The organism is Arthrobacter sp. SAFR-044, from assembly GCF_059414985.1.
In genome coordinates this window covers 351,706-371,627 of record NZ_JBPFDN010000001.1, presented here as the reverse complement: position 1 = coordinate 371,627, position 19,922 = coordinate 351,706, and the positions used below count along the sequence as shown (strand labels likewise).

The 19,922-nt window shown below is 67.7% G+C and carries 16 protein-coding genes; 8 read left to right on the top strand and 8 right to left on the bottom strand.

Annotated elements, in window-relative coordinates; all coding sequences use genetic code 11:
* Window position 1: 1 nt before the first annotated feature.
* From ACR65J_RS01620 to ACR65J_RS01600, 5 genes are read right to left on the bottom strand one after another with little or no spacing between them, the layout of a single operon-like run.
* A complete protein-coding gene (locus ACR65J_RS01620) occupies window positions 2-1,588 on the bottom strand; it encodes a radical SAM protein (RefSeq protein WP_440165472.1) in 1,587 nt (528 codons plus the stop codon).
* A gap of 17 nt (window positions 1,589-1,605) precedes the next feature.
* Complete coding sequence (locus ACR65J_RS01615) at window positions 1,606-1,959, bottom strand: hypothetical protein (RefSeq protein ID WP_440165471.1); 354 nt, start codon at window positions 1,957-1,959, stop codon at window positions 1,606-1,608.
* Window position 1,960: 1 nt separating this feature from the next.
* Window positions 1,961-2,317 carry a hypothetical protein gene (locus ACR65J_RS01610; protein WP_440165470.1) on the bottom strand — a complete coding sequence of 119 codons (357 nt, stop codon included), beginning with the start codon at window positions 2,315-2,317 and terminating at the stop codon, window positions 1,961-1,963.
* Window positions 2,314-3,072: a prolipoprotein diacylglyceryl transferase gene (locus ACR65J_RS01605; protein WP_440165469.1), complete on the bottom strand. Its 759-nt coding sequence runs from the start codon at window positions 3,070-3,072 to the stop codon at window positions 2,314-2,316. Before ACR65J_RS01605 ends, ACR65J_RS01610 begins: the two co-directional genes overlap by 4 nt.
* A gap of 49 nt (window positions 3,073-3,121) precedes the next feature.
* Window positions 3,122-4,537, bottom strand: coding sequence for an NAD(P)H-quinone dehydrogenase (locus ACR65J_RS01600; RefSeq protein ID WP_440165466.1), 1,416 nt, complete (start codon window positions 4,535-4,537; stop codon window positions 3,122-3,124).
* Window positions 4,538-4,641: 104 nt separating this feature from the next.
* Here ACR65J_RS01600 and ACR65J_RS01595 point away from each other — a divergent pair, with 104 nt between their 5' ends.
* Entirely contained in the window at window positions 4,642-5,460 is an 819-nt protein-coding gene (locus ACR65J_RS01595; RefSeq protein WP_440165464.1) for a purine-nucleoside phosphorylase, read from the top strand.
* Window positions 5,461-5,517: 57 nt separating this feature from the next.
* Window positions 5,518-7,266 carry a phospho-sugar mutase gene (locus tag ACR65J_RS01590; RefSeq protein ID WP_440165461.1) on the top strand — a complete coding sequence of 583 codons (1,749 nt, stop codon included), beginning with the start codon at window positions 5,518-5,520 and terminating at the stop codon, window positions 7,264-7,266.
* Window positions 7,267-7,314: 48 nt separating this feature from the next.
* Here ACR65J_RS01590 and nirD read toward each other — a convergent pair whose 3' ends face one another.
* Window positions 7,315-7,695, bottom strand: a complete 381-nt coding sequence (gene nirD / locus ACR65J_RS01585) for a nitrite reductase small subunit NirD (protein WP_440165460.1) — start codon at window positions 7,693-7,695, stop codon at window positions 7,315-7,317.
* Window positions 7,696-7,954: 259 nt separating this feature from the next.
* Between nirD and nirB the strand changes: the two genes are divergently transcribed.
* From nirB to ACR65J_RS01555, 6 genes are all read left to right on the top strand, one after another.
* Window positions 7,955-10,597 (top strand): nitrite reductase large subunit NirB, encoded by a 2,643-nt coding sequence (gene nirB / locus ACR65J_RS01580; protein WP_440165458.1) that lies wholly within the window; start codon window positions 7,955-7,957, stop codon window positions 10,595-10,597.
* A gap of 2 nt (window positions 10,598-10,599) precedes the next feature.
* Window positions 10,600-11,649 (top strand): uroporphyrinogen-III C-methyltransferase, encoded by a 1,050-nt coding sequence (cobA, locus tag ACR65J_RS01575; RefSeq protein ID WP_440165457.1) that lies wholly within the window; start codon window positions 10,600-10,602, stop codon window positions 11,647-11,649.
* A gap of 14 nt (window positions 11,650-11,663) precedes the next feature.
* Window positions 11,664-12,812 (top strand): uroporphyrinogen-III synthase, encoded by a 1,149-nt coding sequence (locus ACR65J_RS01570; protein ID WP_440165456.1) that lies wholly within the window; start codon window positions 11,664-11,666, stop codon window positions 12,810-12,812.
* Between the two features lie 224 nt (window positions 12,813-13,036).
* Window positions 13,037-13,933: an FAD-dependent oxidoreductase gene (locus tag ACR65J_RS01565; protein WP_440165455.1), complete on the top strand. Its 897-nt coding sequence runs from the start codon at window positions 13,037-13,039 to the stop codon at window positions 13,931-13,933.
* 128 nt (window positions 13,934-14,061) lie between these two features.
* Window positions 14,062-14,781, top strand: coding sequence for a deoxyribose-phosphate aldolase (gene deoC, locus ACR65J_RS01560; protein WP_440165453.1), 720 nt, complete (start codon window positions 14,062-14,064; stop codon window positions 14,779-14,781).
* 52 nt (window positions 14,782-14,833) lie between these two features.
* Window positions 14,834-15,097 carry a hypothetical protein gene (locus ACR65J_RS01555; RefSeq protein ID WP_440165452.1) on the top strand — a complete coding sequence of 88 codons (264 nt, stop codon included), beginning with the start codon at window positions 14,834-14,836 and terminating at the stop codon, window positions 15,095-15,097.
* A gap of 72 nt (window positions 15,098-15,169) precedes the next feature.
* On the opposite strand, the gene ACR65J_RS01550 is transcribed toward ACR65J_RS01555, so the two are convergent.
* Together ACR65J_RS01550 and mfd are read right to left on the bottom strand one after the other, a co-directional pair.
* On the bottom strand, window positions 15,170-15,988 hold the full coding sequence (locus ACR65J_RS01550; protein ID WP_440165450.1) for a metal-dependent hydrolase: 819 nt from the start codon (window positions 15,986-15,988) through the stop codon (window positions 15,170-15,172).
* 6 nt (window positions 15,989-15,994) lie between these two features.
* Window positions 15,995-19,681, bottom strand: coding sequence for a transcription-repair coupling factor (gene mfd / locus ACR65J_RS01545; RefSeq protein ID WP_440165449.1), 3,687 nt, complete (start codon window positions 19,679-19,681; stop codon window positions 15,995-15,997).
* Between the last annotated feature and the right edge of the window lie 241 nt (window positions 19,682-19,922).

Below are 19,922 nucleotides of genomic sequence, written 5' to 3'. Positions count from 1 at the left end.
CCTAGACCTGGCGCACCGGAAGCAGCCGTGCACCGGTTGCCGTGCTCATCCGCTGCCGGGCCAGGGAAGGCCACGCCTGGACAGCGCAGAACGGCGCACACTGGTGCTCGCCGTCGTCGCCCTTGGTTCCAACGTGGACGCAGCATTGCGTAAGCCGTTCCTCGATCATGGTGGAGACATCCATAAACGGCTTGACCATGATCCGGGTGACCCGTTCGGCGAGAAGGCGGCGCAGGCGCTCCTGCTGGCCTGGAAGCTTGCCGGCGGCCAGGGTGGTCAGCGTCCCGATGCCAAGGTCACACTGCGTGCAGATGTTCTTCCAAAGGTCCATGGTCCGCGGGTGCGACTGGGATGACTGCTCACTCAACAGGTCCAGGAGCGAGGTCTTCATCAGGTTCCGCAGCTCCAGCGGGACAGCGCTGTCAGCGATCCGGTTGGCGATGCTCCCAGGGTTGAGTTCCAGCCAGGCGAGCAACTGGTCATGGCCGATAAGCGCTGTCAGGGAACGCCAGGTGCCGGCGTCGTCCTTGAGCATGTAGCCCACCGATGCGCAGTGTGGATGGGAGCAGGGCAGTGCCGTGAGGTCGTGCCAGGAGACCACGCCACCGGTTTGTGATTCCAGCCTGTCCAGGACGCCGGTATGCGTCAGGCGGTCCATAGGATCGATGCCGTGGCCACGGCCGGAGCCGAAAACGGGCTGCAACGCCACGCCGCCCACAAACGGGGTCTCCAGTGCCCGCATCACCACATCGCCGATCTCACCGTCGTTGACGCCAAGGGATGCGGTCATGGTCAGCGTGGTGAAAATGCCGGCTCCTGACAGGCGGGAGATGGCCGCATCCTTGTAGCGGGTCAGGTCGCCGCCGCGGTGGTAAACCGATGATGCCCTGGAAGAGCCATCGTATTGGAGGTACACCTCCACCCGGTCCCGGTGCCGGGCCAGCAGGGCAAGCAGGTCGTCGTCGGTGGCTATCAGCATGCCGTTGCTGTTGACCATGATCCTTACGATCGGCCGGGCAACGAGTTCGTCCAGCAGTTCGGCCAGGTACGGGTACAGCGTCGGTTCACCGCCGGAGAGCATCAGCACGTCAAGGCGGTTGTTCTCGCGTGCCAGGCGGGTATCAATGTTGGCCAGCACCTCCTCCAGCGGTGCCACCCCCTGCAGTTGCGGTCCGGAGGCCGTGAAACACGTGGGGCACCGCAGGTTGCAGTGCTCGATAATGTCCTGGAGCAGGATGCACGTGTGCTGGGTCTGCATTGCGGGAAGCCCGTAGGCGTACGCCTCCGGTATGGGACGGAAGTTGTCCGGCCGGTCCGGAACGTGCTGTTTGGGAGGCGCCTGCCATTTCTCCAGGTAGCGCAGGATCTCCGCTGATTCGTCGTAGAGCGTGCGGACCAAACCGTGGTCCGGGCAGCCGCGTTCAAGCCACACCCGCCCGTCGCGGATCAGCAGCGCCCCGGACAGTCGCCGGACTTGGCTCAGTGGAGGGTTGGTCCCGTGGCAACGCGGGCAGAATGCCGTTACATAGCGGTGGATCCGGTCACCGCGAAGCGGCTGGCCGGGACCTGGCAACTCTCGCGACCTCATTGATCAGTGCTCCCCTCTTAGAATCCGGTCTGTGCGAGGGCACCCACGCACAGTCCCCCGCCAAGCAACAAGAAGATGCCCAGCCCAATCAGCATCCCCGCCCCTGTCCGCGCGGTGCCGGGGCGGACGGCAAGAAAAATGGCCAGTCCCAGATAGACGGCGATGGGGACGAAGGCTGCGGGGCCCGCCAAAATGCTGTTTGGCCAGGAATTCGGCGCACCGATGCCGACCGTGGCCCAAAGGTAGAGGATGTACAACGCCAAAGCGCCAAAAGAGAGCCCCGGACCCAAGTAGCCGCGCCGCGGTTCCCGCTGCTGCCCCGGCCGGTGCGGCTCCAGCGGAGGGGACGGAACCTCCTGGTCGTCGTCCATGTCAGGCCCGGACCTGGACAAGGAAGCTGATGCAGAGGCCGCCGCCGAGCAAGACAAAAGCGCCCAGGCCGATAAGCAGCCCTGCCCCCCAGAACGACGTCCGGCGCCGTACTGCGAGCACGATCGCCACAGCCAGGTACAGGACGATGGGGATGAAGGGGGCCGGCACGGCGAGGAAGCTTGCAGACCAGGCATAAGGCCCCTGGGCTATGGTTCCCAGGACGTAGACCGCGTACAGCGCCACGGCGCCAAACACGGCCCCCAGCCCCAGGGACCCGCCCCGTGGTTCGTTGTCCTCAGCGTTCTCCTGCCGCCGTGGGGGCGGAACCTCTGGAACGCCGGACGGACCTCCGCTCATGCCACGGTTCCTTCCAGTGCAGGGCGGACGGGCTTCCTGAACACGCGCCGGACGCGCCAGGCCAGCAGGGGAAGGACCGCCAAGAGGAACAGCTGGGGGCGGCTCAGGCCCAGCCAGAGGACCTCGTTTCCCCGGACGAACTCGACGAAGAACCTGAAGACGGCGTACGCGCTGACGAAGCAGATGAAGAGGTCGCCTGGGTGGGGCAGGGCGTCCCGGTAACGCCACATCAGGGCAAAAGCGGCCAGGTGGAAGACGATCTCGTAGGCGAAGGACGGATGGAGGGCCATACCCGCCGGGGCGCCCGTCACCGCAGCCTGGGCAGAGGTGAGGACGATCCCCCAGCTACCACCGGTGGGGGTGCCCGGGAGCTCGGTGAGCAGGCAGCCCACGCGCCCGATGACCATCGCAAGGGCCACCGCAGGGGCCAGCAGGTCTCCCGTCGATTCCTTGTAACCGGTCAGCCGTTTGCCAAGGTGGACGCCGAACCAGGCCCCCACCAGGCCGGCAAGGATGCTCCGGTCGCCGTTGCCCCACCAGTCGGCCAGGGAAACCTGCCGGGAGATGTCCCACGTGAGCACTCGGGAACCGATGGCGCCAAAAGCCACCGCGAACCCGGCGATGGGCCACAAGCGCGGGTCTGTGAGGCCTCGGCGGCGCTTCTCATAGGCGTAAAACAGGAGAGCTGCGCAAATGCCCAGCCCCACCATGCCGGCATGCACCAGCGCGTTTCCCGCCAGGGGAAGCCCAATCATGGGCAGAGTGTAACAACGGATTGCCCACCCGATGCGGGCCCTTCGGCCCTTACATGTGGACGTGCAGGCGGCGGGCTGCCTCGGAGATCGATCCGGTGAGCGACGGGTACACCGTGAAGGTGCTGGCGACGTCGTCCACGTGCAGCTTCTGCTTGACAGCGATGGAGATGGGGAAGATCAGCTCCGAGGCGTTGGGCCCCACCACCACGCCACCGATGACGGTCCCGGAGCCCTTCCGGGCGAAGATCTTCACGAACCCGTCCTTGGCGTTGCGCATCTTGGCCCGGGCATTGCTGCGCAGGGAGAGCTTAATGACATCCGCCTGGTACTTGCCGGACTCGATCTCGGCCTCGGAGACGCCGACATTCGCGATTTCGGGCGAAGTGAAAATGTTGGACGCCACCTGGTGGAGCTTGAGCGGGGTGACACCGTCGCCCATGAAGTGCGCCACTGCGATGCGGCCCTGCATGGCAGCGACGGAAGCCAGCGGCAGCACACCCGTGCAGTCTCCGGCGGCGTAGATGTTCGGGGCGGTGGTGCGGGAGACGCCGTCGACCTTAATGTGCCCGCTGTCACTGACTGCCACGCCGGCTTCCTCCAGGCCGACGCCGGCGGTGTTGGGGATGGAGCCAAGGCACAGGAGGCAATGGCTGCCGGTCACCTTGGTGCCGTCAGAGAGCGTCACCACCACGCCGTCGTCGGTGCGTTCCACGGTCTGGGCACGGGAGCGGGACAGGACCCGGACGCCGCGGCGTTCAAAGACTTCTTCCAGGACCACAGCGGCGTCAACGTCAGAACCCGGCAGCACGCGGTCACGGCTGGAGACCAGGGTGACCTTGGAACCCAGGCCGTTGTAGGCCGACGCGAACTCTGCACCGGTGACGCCGGAGCCCACCACGATGAGTTCCTCGGGCAGTTCGTCCAGGTTGTAGATCTGGGTCCAGTTCAGGATGCGCTCACCGTCGGGGCGGGCCGTTTCCAGCTCGCGGGGGTGCGCGCCTACAGCCAGCAGGATGGTGTCCGCCTCGACAGTTTCGGCGCCGTCCACCGTCACGACCTCAATGGTGTGGCTGTCCAGGAGCCGGCCGGAGCCTTCGATGATGCGGACGCCCTGCTTTTCCAGGCCGTCCCGGATGTCACGGGACTGGTTGCGGGCCAGGTTAAGGAGACGGTCGTTGATGTGCTTGAGGTCGGCGCGCATGACCGGCAGGAAGTCACCGCCGTCGACGTCGAACTTCACTCCCAGCTCGCCGGCCTCCGCAACACGGGTCATCAGGTCAGCCGTGGCAATGAGGGTCTTGGACGGGACTACGTCGGTCAGCACCGCGGATCCACCGAGCCCGGCACGTTCGATGACGGTAACCGTCGCGCCCAGCGAGGCGGCCACCATGGCAGCTTCGTATCCGCCGGGACCACCTCCCAGGATTGCGATCCGGGGGGAACTGAAATCTGGATGCGTAGTCACAGTCATCCATTCTCTCCCATCCAGGGCCCGACCACCAAGAAACCAGGGTGCTTTCCGGGCCTGCCGTGACCGGGCCAACATGGGTGGCAGGATAACTTGTACTGGTGAGTACAACAGACTTCCTGAACACGGACCCGTTCGCCGCCGCCCGCGCCGCCGCGGACTACATTGCGGAAGAAACCGGGGTGGACCGCCATGACACCGCACTGGTTCTCGGCTCCGGGTGGGGCGAGGCTGCAGACCTGATCGGCGAGACCACGGCCACCCTGTCCGCCGAGGAGGTTCCCGGCTTCCACGCCCCCGCCGTGGAGGGCCACGTCGGCACCATCCGCTCCGTGCTCACCAAAGGGGGCAAACGCGCCCTCGTCCTGGGCGCCCGCACGCACTACTACGAGGGCAAGGGCGTCCGCGCCGTGGTGCACGGCATCCGGACCGCTGCGGCCGCCGGGTGCAGCACGCTGGTCCTGACCAACGGCTGCGGCGGCCTCAACGAGGACTGGGCCCCGGGCACACCCGTACTGATCCGGGACCACATCAACCTCACCGCCGCGTCGCCGCTGGAAGGCGCCACCTTCGTGGACCTGACCGACCTGTACTCGCCGCGGATCCGCGGGCTGGCCCGGGAAGTGGACCCCACCCTGGACGAGGGCGTTTACGCACAGTTCCCCGGCCCCCACTACGAAACGCCGGCAGAGGTGCAGTACGCCAAGCGGATCGGCGCAGACCTCATTGGCATGTCGACGGCGCTGGAGGCCATCGCAGGGCGGCATGCCGGCATGGAAGTGTTTGGCATTTCGCTGGTCACCAACCTTGCGGCGGGGATCAGCCCACAGCCCCTCAGCCACCAGGAAGTCATCGAATCCGGCCAGGCAGCGGGCCCGCGCATTTCCAGGCTGCTGGCTGACATCATTGCCCGGCTCTAGCGGGTAAGGCGTCCGGGGTGCGCCACGTGGATGGGCAATGACGATAGCGTTAGGCCCATGACGTCTTCCGATGCCGATCTTCGCCTGCTCACCGAGGCCCGCGAATGGGCTGCCCAGGACCCCGATCCCGTAACGAAGGCGTCGCTCCTTGAGCTTGTCCGCCTCGTTGGGGATGGCGACCCCGTGGCCCGGCAGGAACTGGAAGACAGCTTTCGCGGCACGCTGCAGTTCGGCACGGCGGGCCTGCGGGCCGCGCTGGGTCCCGGGCCAAACCGGATGAACCGGGTGGTGGTCCGCCGCGCCGCCGCGGGACTCGCAGCCTTTCTCGTGGACGCCGTGAGCAAGGCGGGAGACGGCGGCCGGCCGCGCGCCGTCGTCGGCTATGACGCCCGGCACAACTCGGACGTCTTCGCGGCGGAAACCGCCGCGATCTTCACCGCGGCCGGCATCGAGACGTTCCTGCTGCCGGCAGCCCTCCCTACTCCCGTGCTGGCCTACGCTGTCCGCGCCCTGGAGTGCGACGGCGGCGTCATGGTCACTGCCAGCCACAATCCGCCGCAGGACAACGGCTACAAGGTGTACCTGGGGCGGCACGCCGTAACGGCGGACGGCGACGGCGCCCAGATCGTGGCGCCGTACGATGCCGAAATCGCCGCGCGCATTAGTGCCGTGGGGCCACTGGAATCGATAGCACTCGCGGAGGGCGGCTGGACCGTCCTGGACAGCTCCATTGCCGACGGTTACCAGCAGGCGACGGCGGCCCTCGCCATGCCGGAGCGGTTTCCGGCACGCGACCTTCGGATTGTCCTGACCCCGCTGCACGGCGTCGGCGGCGGAACCGCCTTGGAAGTGCTGAAGGCGGCAGGTTTCACGGATGTCACCGTGGTGGCAGAGCAGGCCGATCCGGACCCCGATTTCCCCACCGTCAGTTTCCCCAACCCGGAGGAACCCGGGGCACTGGACCTTGCCTTGGAAGCAGCGGCGCGGCTGGACGCGGACCTCGTCATCGCCAACGACCCCGACGCCGACAGGGCCGCCGTGGCGGCCAAGGACCCCGACACCGGCGCTTGGCGCATGCTCCGGGGCGACGAAGTGGGGTCCCTGCTGGGAGCCCACATGGTGGCCCGGCTCGCGGACGGCGACTCCGTTGCGGAGGCGGACGGCCGGCGCGTGTTCGCCAATTCGATTGTGTCCTCCCGCCTGCTGGCGCGCATCGCCGCCGCCGCAGGACTGGGCCACGAAGAAACGCTGACCGGATTCAAGTGGATCTCCCGGGTCCCCGGGCTGGTCTACGGCTACGAGGAGGCGCTGGGATACTGCGTCGCACCGGACCAGGTGAAAGACAAGGACGGCATTTCCGCCGCGCTCCTGATCGCCGAACTTGCGGCCACCGCCAAAGCCGCCGGCAAGACGGTCTTTGACACCCTGGACGAGCTGTACCTTCAGCACGGCCTGCATGCCAGTGACCAGCTCAGCATCAGGGTTGCGGACCTGGGACTGCTGGATGCCATGATGAACCGCCTCCGGGTTTCGCCGCCGGAATCGTTCTTGCAGTCAGCGGTGGAGGTATTCACGGACCTGGCCGAAGGCAGCGCGCAGCTGCCGCCCACGGAGGGCCTGCTCTACGTCACCCGTAATTTGACCCGCGTGATCATCCGGCCCAGCGGCACCGAGCCCAAGCTCAAGTGCTACCTGGAGGTCATCCACCAGGTGGGCTCCGCCGCTGAGCTGCCGGCGGCACGCCAGGCTGCGCGCGCCTCCCTGGACGAAGTCCTCCACGACGTGAGTGAGGCGCTGGGACTTTAAACCCGCAAAGGGGCGCCGGCAGGCGCCCCTTTGAAGGTGTGGAAGGTCTTAGAGCTCCACCTCGACGAAGCCGTCCCTGACGCGGGTGCTGAACGCGGCCAGCCGCAGGCCAGGGGTGGTGAAGCACTCACCGGTCTCGAGGTCATAGACCTCCTTGTGCAGCGGTGAGGCGATAGTCGGGCGGATTCCCTTGGAACCGAGGATGCCGCGGGCCATGACGTGGGCTCCGGTGGCCGGATCCTCGTGCGCCACGGCGAAGACTTCGCTGGGGCCGGTGCGGAAAAGCGCCACCTGGCGGCCTGCCACCAGGGCTGCCTCACCCCACGCGGGTTCGAGGTCATCCACGGTGCAGACACGGTGCCAGCCGGTCCCGAACCCGGCGATGTCTGATTCGGCGGCGAGCGCCCCAAGTTCCAGTGTTGCCGTCATGTCCGGCTCCTTTCCCGTTGCCTGTTGTCCCTTGCAATGGCAGCTTTTGCAGCCGTGTCCCACGCTATGGTCCGGGTGTTTCAACCGGGTGCGGTCAATGTGTCCGGCGCGTAAAAGAGACCTAACGCAGCCGGAAATGCGTTCGTGATGCAGAAGTTAAGTTGACGAAACAATTGGGAAACTGAGGCGAAACTGCCCCTCCCTAGGCTGGAAGCACAAGCTGCAGAGCACCGTCTGCGGCCCATGCGAAAGGCCCACAGTGACCGAACAGACTTCAAGCACAGAGACTCCGCGCCGCATCGTCGTCGCCGGCGGCGGCCCCGCGGCCCACCGTTTTGCGGACGCCATGCATGCCCGCGGCCTCGATGGCTGGCATGTCACGGTCCTCACCGAGGAGGCACACCTCCCCTACGACCGGGTGGCGCTCTCCAAGGCCCTCACCGATACCGGCGTGGACCTTACCCTGGGCACGGCGTCAATGTGGGACCACGGTTCACTGGTCCTGAAGACCGGTGAACGCGTGCTCCGGATCAATGCGGAAGCAAAGAGTGTGGAAACCGCCGCCGGCCACAGCTATGAATATGACCAGCTGGTGGTGGCCACAGGCTCCGATGCCATGCGACTGCCCATTCCCGGCGCACAGCACGCCCACGTGTACCGCACCCTCGAGGACGTGTGGGCCATCAACAAGGCCATTGCGGAGCTCACGGAAAAGCTTGGCCGCAAGGTCAACGCCGTGACCATCGGCGGCGGACTCCTGGGCCTGGAGTCTGCAGCGGGCACCGAGCAGCTCGGCGCCACGCCGGTCGTCATCAACGGGGCACCCTGGCTGATGAACACCCAGCTGGACGAGGGCGCCGGCCAGGCCCTGGGCCGCCTCATCGAGGCGAAGGGCTTCGAAGTCCACGGCGGCGTGTTCCCTTCAGAGATTTTGGCGGACGACGACGGCCAGGTCACCGGGGTGCTCATGGCCGACGAACGCATCATTCCGGCCGACCTGGTGATTGTCGCCATCGGCGTCAAGCCCCGCGATGAACTTTTCCGGGCCGCCGAGGGCGAAGAGCAGGTCTTCAGCCTGGGCCCCCGCGGCGGCGTGGTCATCAACGACTACTGCGCCACCGAAGTACCTGGCATCTGGGCCATCGGCGAAGTAGCCAACTTCGGCGGCATGTGCCTGGGCCTGGTGGCCCCCGCCAACACCATGGCCGAGATCGTGGCCGACCGGCTGCACGGCGGGGACGCCACCTTCCCCGGCTTCGACACCGCCACCAAGCTGAAACTCTCCGGCGTGGACGTTGCCAGTTTCGGCGACGCCTTCGCCAGGACCGAACATGCCCTGGAGATCGTCTACGCCGACCCCGCGCGGGGCGTGTACCAGAAGATCGTGACCACCGACGACGCCAAGACGCTCCTCGGCGGCATCTTCGTGGGCGACGCCTCCCCCTACATGAGCCTGCGTCCGCTCCTGGGCCGGGAACTGCCGGCCGAGCCCGGCGCGTTCCTCAGCGCGGCGGGCGGCGGCGACGCTCCGGAAACCGAGCTCCCCGACGACGCCACCCTGTGCTCCTGCAACAACGTCACCGCGGGAACCATCCGGGACACCATTAACGGCTGCGGCGCCTGCGAGGGCAACGCACCCGTCCAGGAGCTGGGCGAGCTGAAGGGCTGCACCCGGGCCGGCACCCAGTGCGGTTCCTGCGTGCCCATGCTGAAGAAACTGCTGGAAACCGAACTCACCAAGTCCGGCGTCGAGGTCTCCAAGGCCCTGTGCGAGCACATCGAGCTGTCCCGCCAGGAACTGTTCGACGCCATCCGCGTCCTGGAATTGGCCTCCTTCGAGGAGATCATGGCCAAGTACGGCACTGGCGCTGGCTGCGACATCTGCAAGCCCACCATCGCCAACATCCTGGCCAGCCAGAACAGCGCCTACGTCCTGGATGCGGGCCGCGGCACGCTGCAGGACACCAACGACCGCGCCCTGGCCAACATGCAGAAGGACGGCACCTACTCGGTTGTCCCGCGCATCGCCGGCGGTGAAATCACCCCCAGGAAGCTCGGCGTGATCGCGGCCGTCGCCGAGAAGTACAACCTCTACACCAAGATCACCGGCGGCCAGCGGATCGACATGTTCGGTGCCCGGCTGGAACAGCTCCCCGAAATCTGGAAGGAACTGGTGGACGCCGGCTTCGAGTCCGGGCAGGCGTACGGCAAGAGCCTGCGCACCGTGAAGTCCTGCGTCGGGTCCACCTGGTGCCGGTTCGGTGTCCAGGACTCCGTCGCCATGGCCATCCAGCTCGAGCTGCGGTACCGCGGCCTGCGGAGCCCGCACAAGCTCAAGATGGGCGTCTCCGGCTGCGCCCGCGAGTGCGCCGAGGCCCGCGGCAAGGACGTCGGCGTGATCGCCACGGCGGACGGCTGGAACCTCTACGTGGGCGGCAACGGCGGAGCCACCCCGGCCCACGCCCAGCTGCTGGCCAAGGACCTGGACGACGAGACGCTGATCAAGTACATCGACCGCTACTTCATGTACTACATCCGCACCGCCGACCGCCTGCAGCGCACGGCCCGCTGGCAGGAAGAGCTCGTCGGCGGCATCAAGCATGTGGAGGACGTGGTGGTCAAGGACACCCTGGGCATCGCGGCCGACCTTGAGGCCGCCATGGCCAAGCACGTGGACACCTATATCGACGAGTGGGCCGACACCCTGAAGGACCCCGAGCGGCTGCGCCGGTTCCGCTCCTTCGTCAACGCCCCGGACCAGAAGGATGACTCCATCACCTTCGTCCCGGACGAGCGCGGCCAGATGCGCCCCGCCACACCGGAAGAAAAGGGAAAGGTCCTGATCGGTTCCTCCATCCCGGTCCGCTCCACCACGCAGGCACCCAACGGGAACGAGGCATAGCCATGCAGCTCAGCATCGACCTCACTGGCCGGGACATCCTGGTCACCGGCACCGACACTGCCGCACGGCAGGCAGTGCGGCGGTACCAGGCCGCGGGCGCCGTCGTCCACCGCCGCACCAGCCCCCACGACGGCGGCCTCCGCCATGGCAGCGAAGGCGCCCGGGTGCCGGAGCAGCCTTTCCTGGTTGCCGCCGTCGACGACGGCCAGCCTGGCTGGGCCCCTTTCCTGGACCGCTGCCGGGAGGCAGGAATCCCGGTCGCCGCCGAGCCTGCCGCCGGCCCCGCCGGGCATGTCACCCTGGTGGGTGGCGGCCCGGGCACCGGCGACCTGCTCACCGTGGCGGCCGTCAAGGCGCTGCGGGATGCCGACGTCGTGTTTTATGACCGCCTGGCGCCGTACCAGGAACTGCCGCTGCTGACGTCCGCGGAGCTCGTGGACGTTGGAAAGAAGCCCGGGCACCACAAGGTCAGCCAGTCGGACATCGAGAAGCTGATGGTGGAAAGCGCCCTCGCCGGCAACAACGTGGTCCGCCTCAAGGGCGGGGACCCCTACGTCTTTGGCCGCGGCGGCGAGGAAGTAGCCGCGTGCGTGGCCGCAGGCATCAAGGTCCAGGTGGTGTCCGGCGTGACCAGCGCCATCTCGGTGCCCGCCGCTGCAGGCATCCCGGTCACCCACCGGGAAGTCAGCCACATGTTCACCGTGGTCTCCGGGCATGCACCGCTCACCGAGAAGGAGCACCACCACCTGGCCGGCCTGGGCGGCACCATTGTGGTGCTTATGGGGATCGGCACCCTTCACCAGCTCGCTGCCGGCCTCCGCCGCGCCGGGATGCGCCCGGACATGCCCATGGCCGTGGTGGAACGCGGCTACCGGCCCGGCCAGCGCACCACGATCGCCGACCTGGGCACCATCACCTCCGCCGCGGCCGGCTGCAGCAACCCGGCCGTGCTGGTTATCGGCGAGGTGGTCCGGGTGGCTGAAGCCAACCAGCAGCACGCCGGGGCCGCCGCCGACCTGGACAGGCTGGCGGCCTCGCTGCTGGGATCATGAAAGGATTAACCCCCATGACCGCACTTGCACCGGCCGAACCAACCCAGGCTGAAGAATCCACCGACGCTGCGGGGTCGCCGCTGGAGGGATTCCGCATCGGCGTCACTTCGGACCGGCGGTCCCGCGACCTGATCGAAGCACTGGAACGGCGTGGCGCCGAAGTGCTGCACGCCCCCGCGCTGAAGATTGCCCCCGTCCAGGAGGACATGCGCCTCATCGAGGACACGCGGGCCATCATCGCCGCCAAACCGGACCTCTGCATCGCCACCACCGCCTACGGCATGCGCCGGTGGTGCGAGGCAGCGGATTCGTTCGGGATCGGTGACGAACTGCTGGAAACGCTGGGCAATTGCCGCATGTTCGTCCGGGGACCGAAGGCCCGTGGTGCCGTGCGCGCGGCAGGCCTTGCCGACGTCGGAATCAGCAGTGACGAAACCACCTCCACCCTGGTAGACATGCTGCTGGCGGAAGGCGTCCGGGGCAAGACCGTGGCCATGCAGCTGCACGGATACACCGACGTCCGCCAGTTGGAGCGCCTGCGGATGTCAGGCGCCACCGTCCTGACCGTGACGCCCTACCGCTGGGTCAAGCCCGACGGCGAGGATAAGCTCCCCCGGCTGATCGAGGCTGCCTGCACGGGAAACCTGGACGTCCTGACCTTCACCAGCGCCCCCGCCGTGGACGCTATGTGGAGCACAGCCCATGAGATGGGGCTCTACAAGCAGCTGGTGGAGAGCCTGAAACTGAACGTCACCACCGCTGTGGTGGGCCCTGTGACGGCCCAGCCGCTGCTGGACGCCGGGATCACGCCCCTCATCCCGGAGCGGTTCCGGATGGGCGCGCTCATCAGGCTGGTGTGCGAGCACCTGGCGCTGAACCATGTGCGCCGGCTGGAGACGCGCTCCGGCAGCATCGAGCTTCGCGGCCGCAGCCTGCGCATCGACGGCCAGCAGGTGGAGCTGGCGCCCGCCCCCCTGCTGCTCTTGCGCGCCCTGCTCGGCGCCGACGGCGCTGTCCTGTCCCGCGAATCGCTGTCCGACCTGCTGGAACTGCGCGGCTCCGTGCACGCGCTGGACATGACCGTGAGCCGCCTCCGGTCCTCGCTGCCGGACGGCAAGCTTATTGAAACCGTGGTCAAGCGCGGGTACCGGATCCGCGTCTAGCTACGGTCGGCCGGCCGCACAGTGCCCAGCGTCCGCGCTTTTGTGTCGGCGGGTGGACGAATGAGAGGTGCGTCACGGGTTCTGTTACCGGCCGGTAAATACTGGCGAACAGGGGCACGATAACCAGCAACTGGAGGGAAACACCCCGGAAAAAACGCGGGCCTACGCTGTATTCCATCACGAAGTTCCGGCCGCTTACCGGCCGCCAGCGAAAGGGCCAGCACATGTCCGCTCCGGCACCCTCACCGTCCACCTCCGCCGCAACCCGCATTGTCATTGCCGGCGCCGGCCCCGCTGCCCAGGCCCTGGTGGCGCAGCTGGACCGGGCCCGTTTCACCGGCACCATCACCGTGCTGAGCAATCGGGACGACACCCCTGGAGAACTGCTGGAGCTGGCCATGCTGCCCCAGGTTTCCGTACGCTTTGGCCAGCCTGCCAGCCACATCGACCCCGTCAACCGCACGGTGGCAACGGCTGACGGCATGGAATTCGCCTATGACCAGCTGGTCATCGCCACCGGCTCCGCCCCCGTGGCCAGCCCGGTGGATGGTGCCGCGCAGTGCCTGAGCTATACCACCATCGACGACGCGCCGCGCATCGCCAAGGGCGTGCAGAAGGTGGCCCGGGAGCTGGGGCGCCGCCCCGTGGGAATCCTGGTGGGCACCGGGGCCGCTGCCGGGCAGGCCGAGGCGGTTCTGCGGGCCAAGGGCGTGCGGCCCATCCGCACCACTGCCCGCCCGGCTGCCGTCATCCCTGCAGTCGCTTCAGGTGCAGGCGCTTCCGGTGCAGCCGTTTCCGGTGCGCCCGCCCGGCAGGCCGCTTCCGCCGTGGTCTTCGAGGATGGCAGCACCATGACTGGCGACCTGGTGGTCCTGGCCGAGGAGCGGGTCTCCCGCGACGGCCTGGCCGCCGGGGCGGGCCTGGAGACGGCAGCCGGGGGCGGCATCGTGATCAGCCGGGACTACCGCACCTCCGTTCCGGGAATCTGGGCGATTGGGGACGCCGCAGCGTTCGACGGCGTCCGGCTGGGCCTGCTAGTGGCAGCCGCTTCGGCGGCAGGCGCCTGCGCCAGCCAGCTGCTGACCGCGGCAGCGGAAGCGCCGGCCCTGCAGGCGGCCTGAGCGGCGGTGCCCCGCTGGGGCGCTCCCGGCGCTCCGCGTGGGGCCTGCTGCGGCGCGGCCCCCTGTGACAAGATGGTTCCCGAAACCGAGTCAACGCCGGGCCCACAAGGCCCTTCGAGAGGACCATCATGAGCAACGAAGCCACCGTTCACGCAGGCACCGCCCACCCGGCCGGGCCCGCGAACATCGCCTCCTACATCGACCACACGCTGCTCAAGCCCGAGGCCGAGGAAGCTGACGTCCTGAAGGTCTGCGCCGAGGCAGCCGAGTACGGGTTCAAGTCGGTCTGCGTCAACCCGATCTGGGTCAAGACCGTCACCACTGCGCTGAGGGGCTCGGGCGTCCTCACCTGCTCCGTGGTGGGCTTCCCCCTGGGGGCGACCCCCACGGACGTGAAGTCGTTCGAAGCCCGCGGCGCAGTCTTGGACGGCGCGGAAGAGGTGGACATGGTGATCAACATTGCAGCGGCAAGGGCCGCCGACAAGGGCGCCCTGACGGAGGACATCGCCGCCGTGGCCGAGACCGTCCACGCGGGCGGTGCCATCCTGAAAGTCATCATCGAAACAGCCCTCCTGACGGATGAGCAGAAGGTCCTGGCATGCCAGGCCGCCGTGGAGGCCGGGGCTGACTTCGTCAAGACCTCCACGGGATTCAACGGCGGGGGCGCCACCGTCGAGGACGTGGCCCTGATGCGCCGGACCGTGGGCCCGGACGTGGGGGTCAAGGCCTCCGGCGGCGTACGGTCGCTGGCCGATGCGCAGGCTATGATTGCAGCAGGTGCAACACGAATTGGTGCCAGCTCCGGAATTGCCATCGTCAAGGGTGAACAGGGTTCAGCCGCTTACTGACCTTGGCCGGAAGCCGCCACAGAGAAAGCCCCGCGGGGCCGAGGAGGAACACATGTCCAGCCAGATCAACGCGTCCAGCAAGGACACGGCGTCCAACCAGGAATCCGTCCGGACCCCGCAGAACGAAAACAACCTCGCCACCAGCGTGGTCCTGTTCGTGATCTGCTTCGCCCTGTTCCTGGGTGCCATCTACTCGCTGTCCTTCCTCACCCTGGGCAACCCGTGGCCCATGGCAGTCTGCCTGGGCCTCTTCGCCCTGGCGTTCTGGCTTCCGCAGACCATCTTTGGCCGCTCGGACTCCGCCGGCGAGCACTAAGCTTCCCGCAAACGCTTAAGACAGCAACGGACCCCGGACGCATCGTCCGGGGTCCGTTGCCGTATCAGCTGTTCACAGCTGGAACCAGAGCCTGATCCATGCCCCTGCGGCTGCCGCCACGCGGCCCCAATGGTGCTGGGCGATGGCCCAGCCGGCCATGGTCATGCCCACCATGGCATAGGCACTCACCGGGATCAGCACCAGCCATTCCCGCTTGGAGCCGGCCCGGCCCAGGAGGGGTACGGACAGGGCGCCGTTGGCGCGCCACACATTCCGCAGCAGGGGCAGGCGGCGCAGCATTTTCGGCGGCCGGACCACCAGCGGCCACAGCAGCGGCACTCCCCCGGTGGTGATGAGGTCTCCGACAATGTGCACCACCACACCGATCAGCATCGACGTGGGCAGCCAGGTCCACTGTTCCGGCGCGTAGGCAGTGACCAGGCCCGCCATTACCAGCGCGAAGATCCAGTTGGAGATGAAGCCGCCCTTGGGAAAGAGTTTCAGTGCCTTCGCCGCGATGTTGATCAGGAACATGCACAACAGCCCGGCGCCGACGGACAGGCGGCCCCACCCTGTGTCCATGTGGACCTGCGATGCCAGACCGGCCAGGAAGACGAAGAACGCCGCCCCGAGGATGGAGTGCGTGCCCTGGCGGTGGCCGCCGCTGGCATTCTCAATGCCGCGGGCGATCACGTTGGACAGCGGCGGCAGCGAATGGGCCACCGTGCTGGACCGGTGGTCCCAGTCGCACACCAGCGCGGTGCCGGCCGTCGCCATGCCGCCAATGAGGATACCGGCGGGATCCAGCGGGTACCAGCCCAGGGTGTACGGGCCGGTGGACGCAACAGCTACCCACGCCGCGGCTCCCGACGCGGCGTGGTGTCCTCCCATCAAGTGCTAACTCACCGCCAGCGGGGCGTCGGAGAAGATGTTCCGGATGACGCCGTTGGCCCATTCCAGGATCTCGGCGTCCTGGAGGTCCCGGCCGCCGATCCGTGCCGTCTTGGGCTTGGGAATGAGGATGGCGTCCATGGCCGGCTTGGACTGCGATCCCGGGTACATCCGGTTCAGCCGCATGGTCTTGGACTCCGGGAGCGAGGCCGGGGAGAACTTGATGAAGTTGCCCTGCAGTGCCACATCGGACAGGCCGGCCTCGCGGGCGGAAACACGGAACCGTGCCACCTCCACCAGGTTCCGGGCGGGCAGCGGCAGTTCGCCGTAGCGGTCCACCAGCTCGGCCTGGACCTCATCGATGGCCTCGTTGGTGAGGGCGGCCGCGAGCTTGCGGTAGGCCTCCAGGCGCAGCCGTTCGCCGGGAACGTAGTCGTGCGGCAGGTGGGCGTTGACCGGCAGCTCGATTTTCATCTCCGCGGCCTTCTCTTCGGCTTCGCCGCGGAAGTCCGCCACGGCCTCGCCCACCAGGCGGATGTACAGGTCGAAGCCCACCCCCTGGATGTGGCCGGACTGTTCACCGCCCAGCAGGTTGCCGGCGCCACGGATCTCCAGGTCCTTCATGGCCAGCTGCATGCCGGCACCGAGCTCGTTGTGCGCAGCGACCGCCTTGAGCCGTTCCAGCGCCACCTCACCCAGGGGTTTCTCGGAGGGGTACAGGAAGTACGCGTAGGCACGTTCGCGGCCACGGCCAACACGGCCGCGGAGCTGGTGCAGCTGGGACAGACCGTATTTATCCGCCCCGTCCACGATCAGGGTGTTGGCGTTGGAGATGTCCAGGCCGGTCTCGATGATGGTGGTGCACACCAGGACGTCGAAGCGCCGTTCCCAGAAGTCCACGATAATCTGCTCCAGGCGGCTTTCGGACATCTTGCCGTGCGCCACCTCCACCCGGGCCTCGGGCACGAGTTCGCGGATCTTCGCCGCGGTCCGTTCGATGGTGGACACCCGGTTGTGGACCAGGAACACCTGCCCCTCGCGCATCAGCTCGCGGCGGATGGCGGCAGAGGTCTGCTTATCCGTGTACGGGCCAACATAGGTCAGCACCGGGTGCCGCTCCTCCGGCGGGGTGGCCAGGGTGGAGGTCTCCCGGATGCCGGTGAGGGACATCTCCAGGGTGCGCGGGATCGGGGTGGCGCTCATGGCCAGGACGTCCACGTTGGTGCGCATTTTCTTGAGCGCTTCCTTGTGTTCCACGCCGAACCGCTGTTCCTCATCCACGATCACCAAACCGAGGTCCTTGAACTCGAAGTCCTTGGACAGCAGCCGGTGGGTGCCGATCACCACGTCCACGGCGCCGCTCTTGACGCCCTCGGCGGTTTCCTTGGACTCCTTGGCGGACTGGAACCGGGACAGCGGCTTGACGCGCAGGGGGAAGCCGGAGAACCGCTCGGTGAAGGTCTCGTAGTGCTGCTGGGCCAGCAGGGTGGTGGGCACCAGCACCGCCACCTGCTTGCCGTCCTGCACGGCCTTGAACGCAGCGCGCACCGCGATCTCGGTCTTGCCGTAGCCCACGTCGCCGGACACCAGGCGGTCCATGGGGATTTCGCGTTCCATGTCCGCCTTGACCTCGTTGATTGTGGTCAGCTGGTCCGGCGTCTCCACGTAGGGGAAGGCTTCCTCGAGCTCGCGCTGCCAGGGGGTGTCGGGGCCGAAGGCGTGGCCACGCGAGGCCATCCGGGCCGAGTACAGCCGGATCAGCTCGCCGGCGATCTCCTTGACGGCCTTGCGCGCCTTTGACTTGGTGCTGGCCCAGTCAGCGCCGCCCATCTTGCTCAGGACCGGCGTGTCCCCGCCCACGTAGCGGGTCACCTGGTCCAGCTGGTCAGTGGGCACGAACAGGCGGTCGCCGGGGGCGCCGCGCTTGGCGGGCGCGTATTCCAGCACCAGGTATTCGCGCACGCCGTCGCCGCCGCCGGCGACCTTGCGCTGGATGAGTTCCACGAACCGGCCGATGCCGTGCTGTTCGTGGACCACATGGTCGCCTGCCACCAGCTGCAGGGGGTCGACGGCGTTGCGCCGTTTGGAGGGCATCCGCCGCATGTCCTTGGTGGACCCGGCAGAGGTACGGCCCAGCAGGTCCGCCTCGGTGAGCAGGCCAAGTTTGAGGCCGTCCAGGACGAAGCCGCGGCCGACGGCGGCTGTGGTCACTTCGATGATGCCCGCCTGCGGCTCGTGGTCCAGGCTGTCCACCCGGGCGCAGGGGATGTCGTTTTCGTGGAAGAGTTCCGCCAGGCGCTGTGCGGGCCCCGGGCCTTCGGTGGCCACCACGATCCGCCACTGGTCCCGGACATGCGAGCCGATGAAGTCCATCATCTCCGCAACGTCGCCCTGGTAGCCGCGGGGTTCGCGGGCGTGCAGGTTCAGGACGTCGATCTCGGGCAACAGTTCCGCGTCCTGGGCCAGTGACGTGATGGACCACCAGGACGCCCCGTGCGACAGGGCGGAGCCGCGGGTTTCGGCGAGTGAGCGGAAGCTCGCCGAATGAAGCGCTGCGGACGCCTGGGAGCTGAGGTCCAAAGGTGCCGCCCCGCCGTCGGACGCGGTGGACCACGCCGCCTCGAGGAACTCCTCATTGGTGGCAGCGAGGTCGTGGGCGCGGGTGCGCACCTTCTCCGGCTCGATCACCACGGCGATGGAATCGGCCGGCAGCTGGTCCACGAACGGAACCATCGCGTCCACCAGGACCGGGGCCAGCGATTCCATGCCTTCCACAGCGATGCCGCCGGCGATCTTCTCCAGCATGTCGGCTGCGGCCGGGAGCTGGGATTTCAACGTGGCCGCACGGGACATCACGGACGGCGTAATGAGGATTTCACGGCAGGGCGGGGCGTGCAGCTCTGCCGGGTGGTGGATGCCCGGCGCGGACAGCGAGCGCTGATCAGCCACGGCGAACCAGCGCATCTGGTCCACCTCGTCCCCGAAGAACTCCACGCGGATGGGATGGTCCTCCGTGGGCGGGAAGACGTCGATAATGCCGCCGCGGACAGCGAACTCACCGCGGTGCGTGACCATGTCCACCCTGGCGTACGCCGCGTCCGCGAGGCTCTTGACCACGCTGGAGAACGGAACGTCCTGGCCCACCTTCAGCGTGACGGGGACCAGGTCGCCAAGGCCGGCCACGACGGGCTGGACCACGGCGCGGACGGGCGCGACGACGACGCGCAGCCGGCCCGCCGTCGAACTTTCCGGATGTGCCAGGCGGCGCAGCACGGACAGCCGGCGGCCCACGGTGTCCGAACGCGGCGAAAGCCGCTCGTGCGGAAGGGTCTCCCAGCTGGGAAACTCTGCCACCGAATCCGCGGGCAGGTAAGCGCGCAGGGCTGCGGACAGGTCCTCCGCCTCGCGGCCGGTGGCGGTGACGGCAAGCACGACGCCCGGCTCAGCGGACTGTCCTGCTGCGGCCGCGGCAAGCCCGTCCGCCATCTCTGCCAGCAGCACCGGGCGCAGGCCCGCGGGGGCACTGATCTGGTAATCCTGGCCGCGGACGGCAAAGCCCCGGGCTGCCTCGGCCCGGACGCGGGCGAACGTCTGGTCGGGTTCCAGGGCGCGGCGGAGTCCGTCCAGCGTCGGGAGCGCGGCGGACTTGCCCGTGCTGGATGTGCCGGCGGCGGACTGGCCGGGAAGACTCATGGCAGAAGCTCCTGTGGTGTTCAGCGAAAACAAGCAGGCAACGCGAAAACCCGAAATTCGCTGCGAATCCCGGGTACTCCCAGCCTACCGCGCAGGAACGACATGGCGGCGCGGCACTATCTCGGTGGGAATAGGCCTAGGCTGGCACCGCCGAGCCATTTTCCGAAGCTTTTTTCGCCGCGGCAACCGTCCTCACCGGCCGCCGCTGCGAATTGCAAGGGACGAACAGGAGCCCGCATGA

Coding starts and splice junctions, on each gene's coding strand:
- ACR65J_RS01550 (WP_440165450.1), bottom strand. CDS start 15,988: ATGGGAGGACACCACGCCGCGTCGGGAGCCGCGGCGTGGGTAGCTGTT.
- ACR65J_RS01565 (WP_440165455.1), top strand. CDS start 13,037: ATGTCCGCTCCGGCACCCTCACCGTCCACCTCCGCCGCAACCCGCATT.
- nirD (WP_440165460.1), bottom strand. CDS start 7,695: ATGACGGCAACACTGGAACTTGGGGCGCTCGCCGCCGAATCAGACATC.
- ACR65J_RS01605 (WP_440165469.1), bottom strand. CDS start 3,072: ATGATTGGGCTTCCCCTGGCGGGAAACGCGCTGGTGCATGCCGGCATG.
- ACR65J_RS01615 (WP_440165471.1), bottom strand. CDS start 1,959: ATGGACGACGACCAGGAGGTTCCGTCCCCTCCGCTGGAGCCGCACCGG.
- ACR65J_RS01555 (WP_440165452.1), top strand. CDS start 14,834: ATGTCCAGCCAGATCAACGCGTCCAGCAAGGACACGGCGTCCAACCAG.
- deoC (WP_440165453.1), top strand. CDS start 14,062: ATGAGCAACGAAGCCACCGTTCACGCAGGCACCGCCCACCCGGCCGGG.
- ACR65J_RS01610 (WP_440165470.1), bottom strand. CDS start 2,317: ATGAGCGGAGGTCCGTCCGGCGTTCCAGAGGTTCCGCCCCCACGGCGG.
- cobA (WP_440165457.1), top strand. CDS start 10,600: ATGCAGCTCAGCATCGACCTCACTGGCCGGGACATCCTGGTCACCGGC.
- ACR65J_RS01620 (WP_440165472.1), bottom strand. CDS start 1,588: ATGAGGTCGCGAGAGTTGCCAGGTCCCGGCCAGCCGCTTCGCGGTGAC.
- ACR65J_RS01570 (WP_440165456.1), top strand. CDS start 11,664: ATGACCGCACTTGCACCGGCCGAACCAACCCAGGCTGAAGAATCCACC.
- mfd (WP_440165449.1), bottom strand. CDS start 19,681: ATGAGTCTTCCCGGCCAGTCCGCCGCCGGCACATCCAGCACGGGCAAG.
- ACR65J_RS01590 (WP_440165461.1), top strand. CDS start 5,518: ATGACGTCTTCCGATGCCGATCTTCGCCTGCTCACCGAGGCCCGCGAA.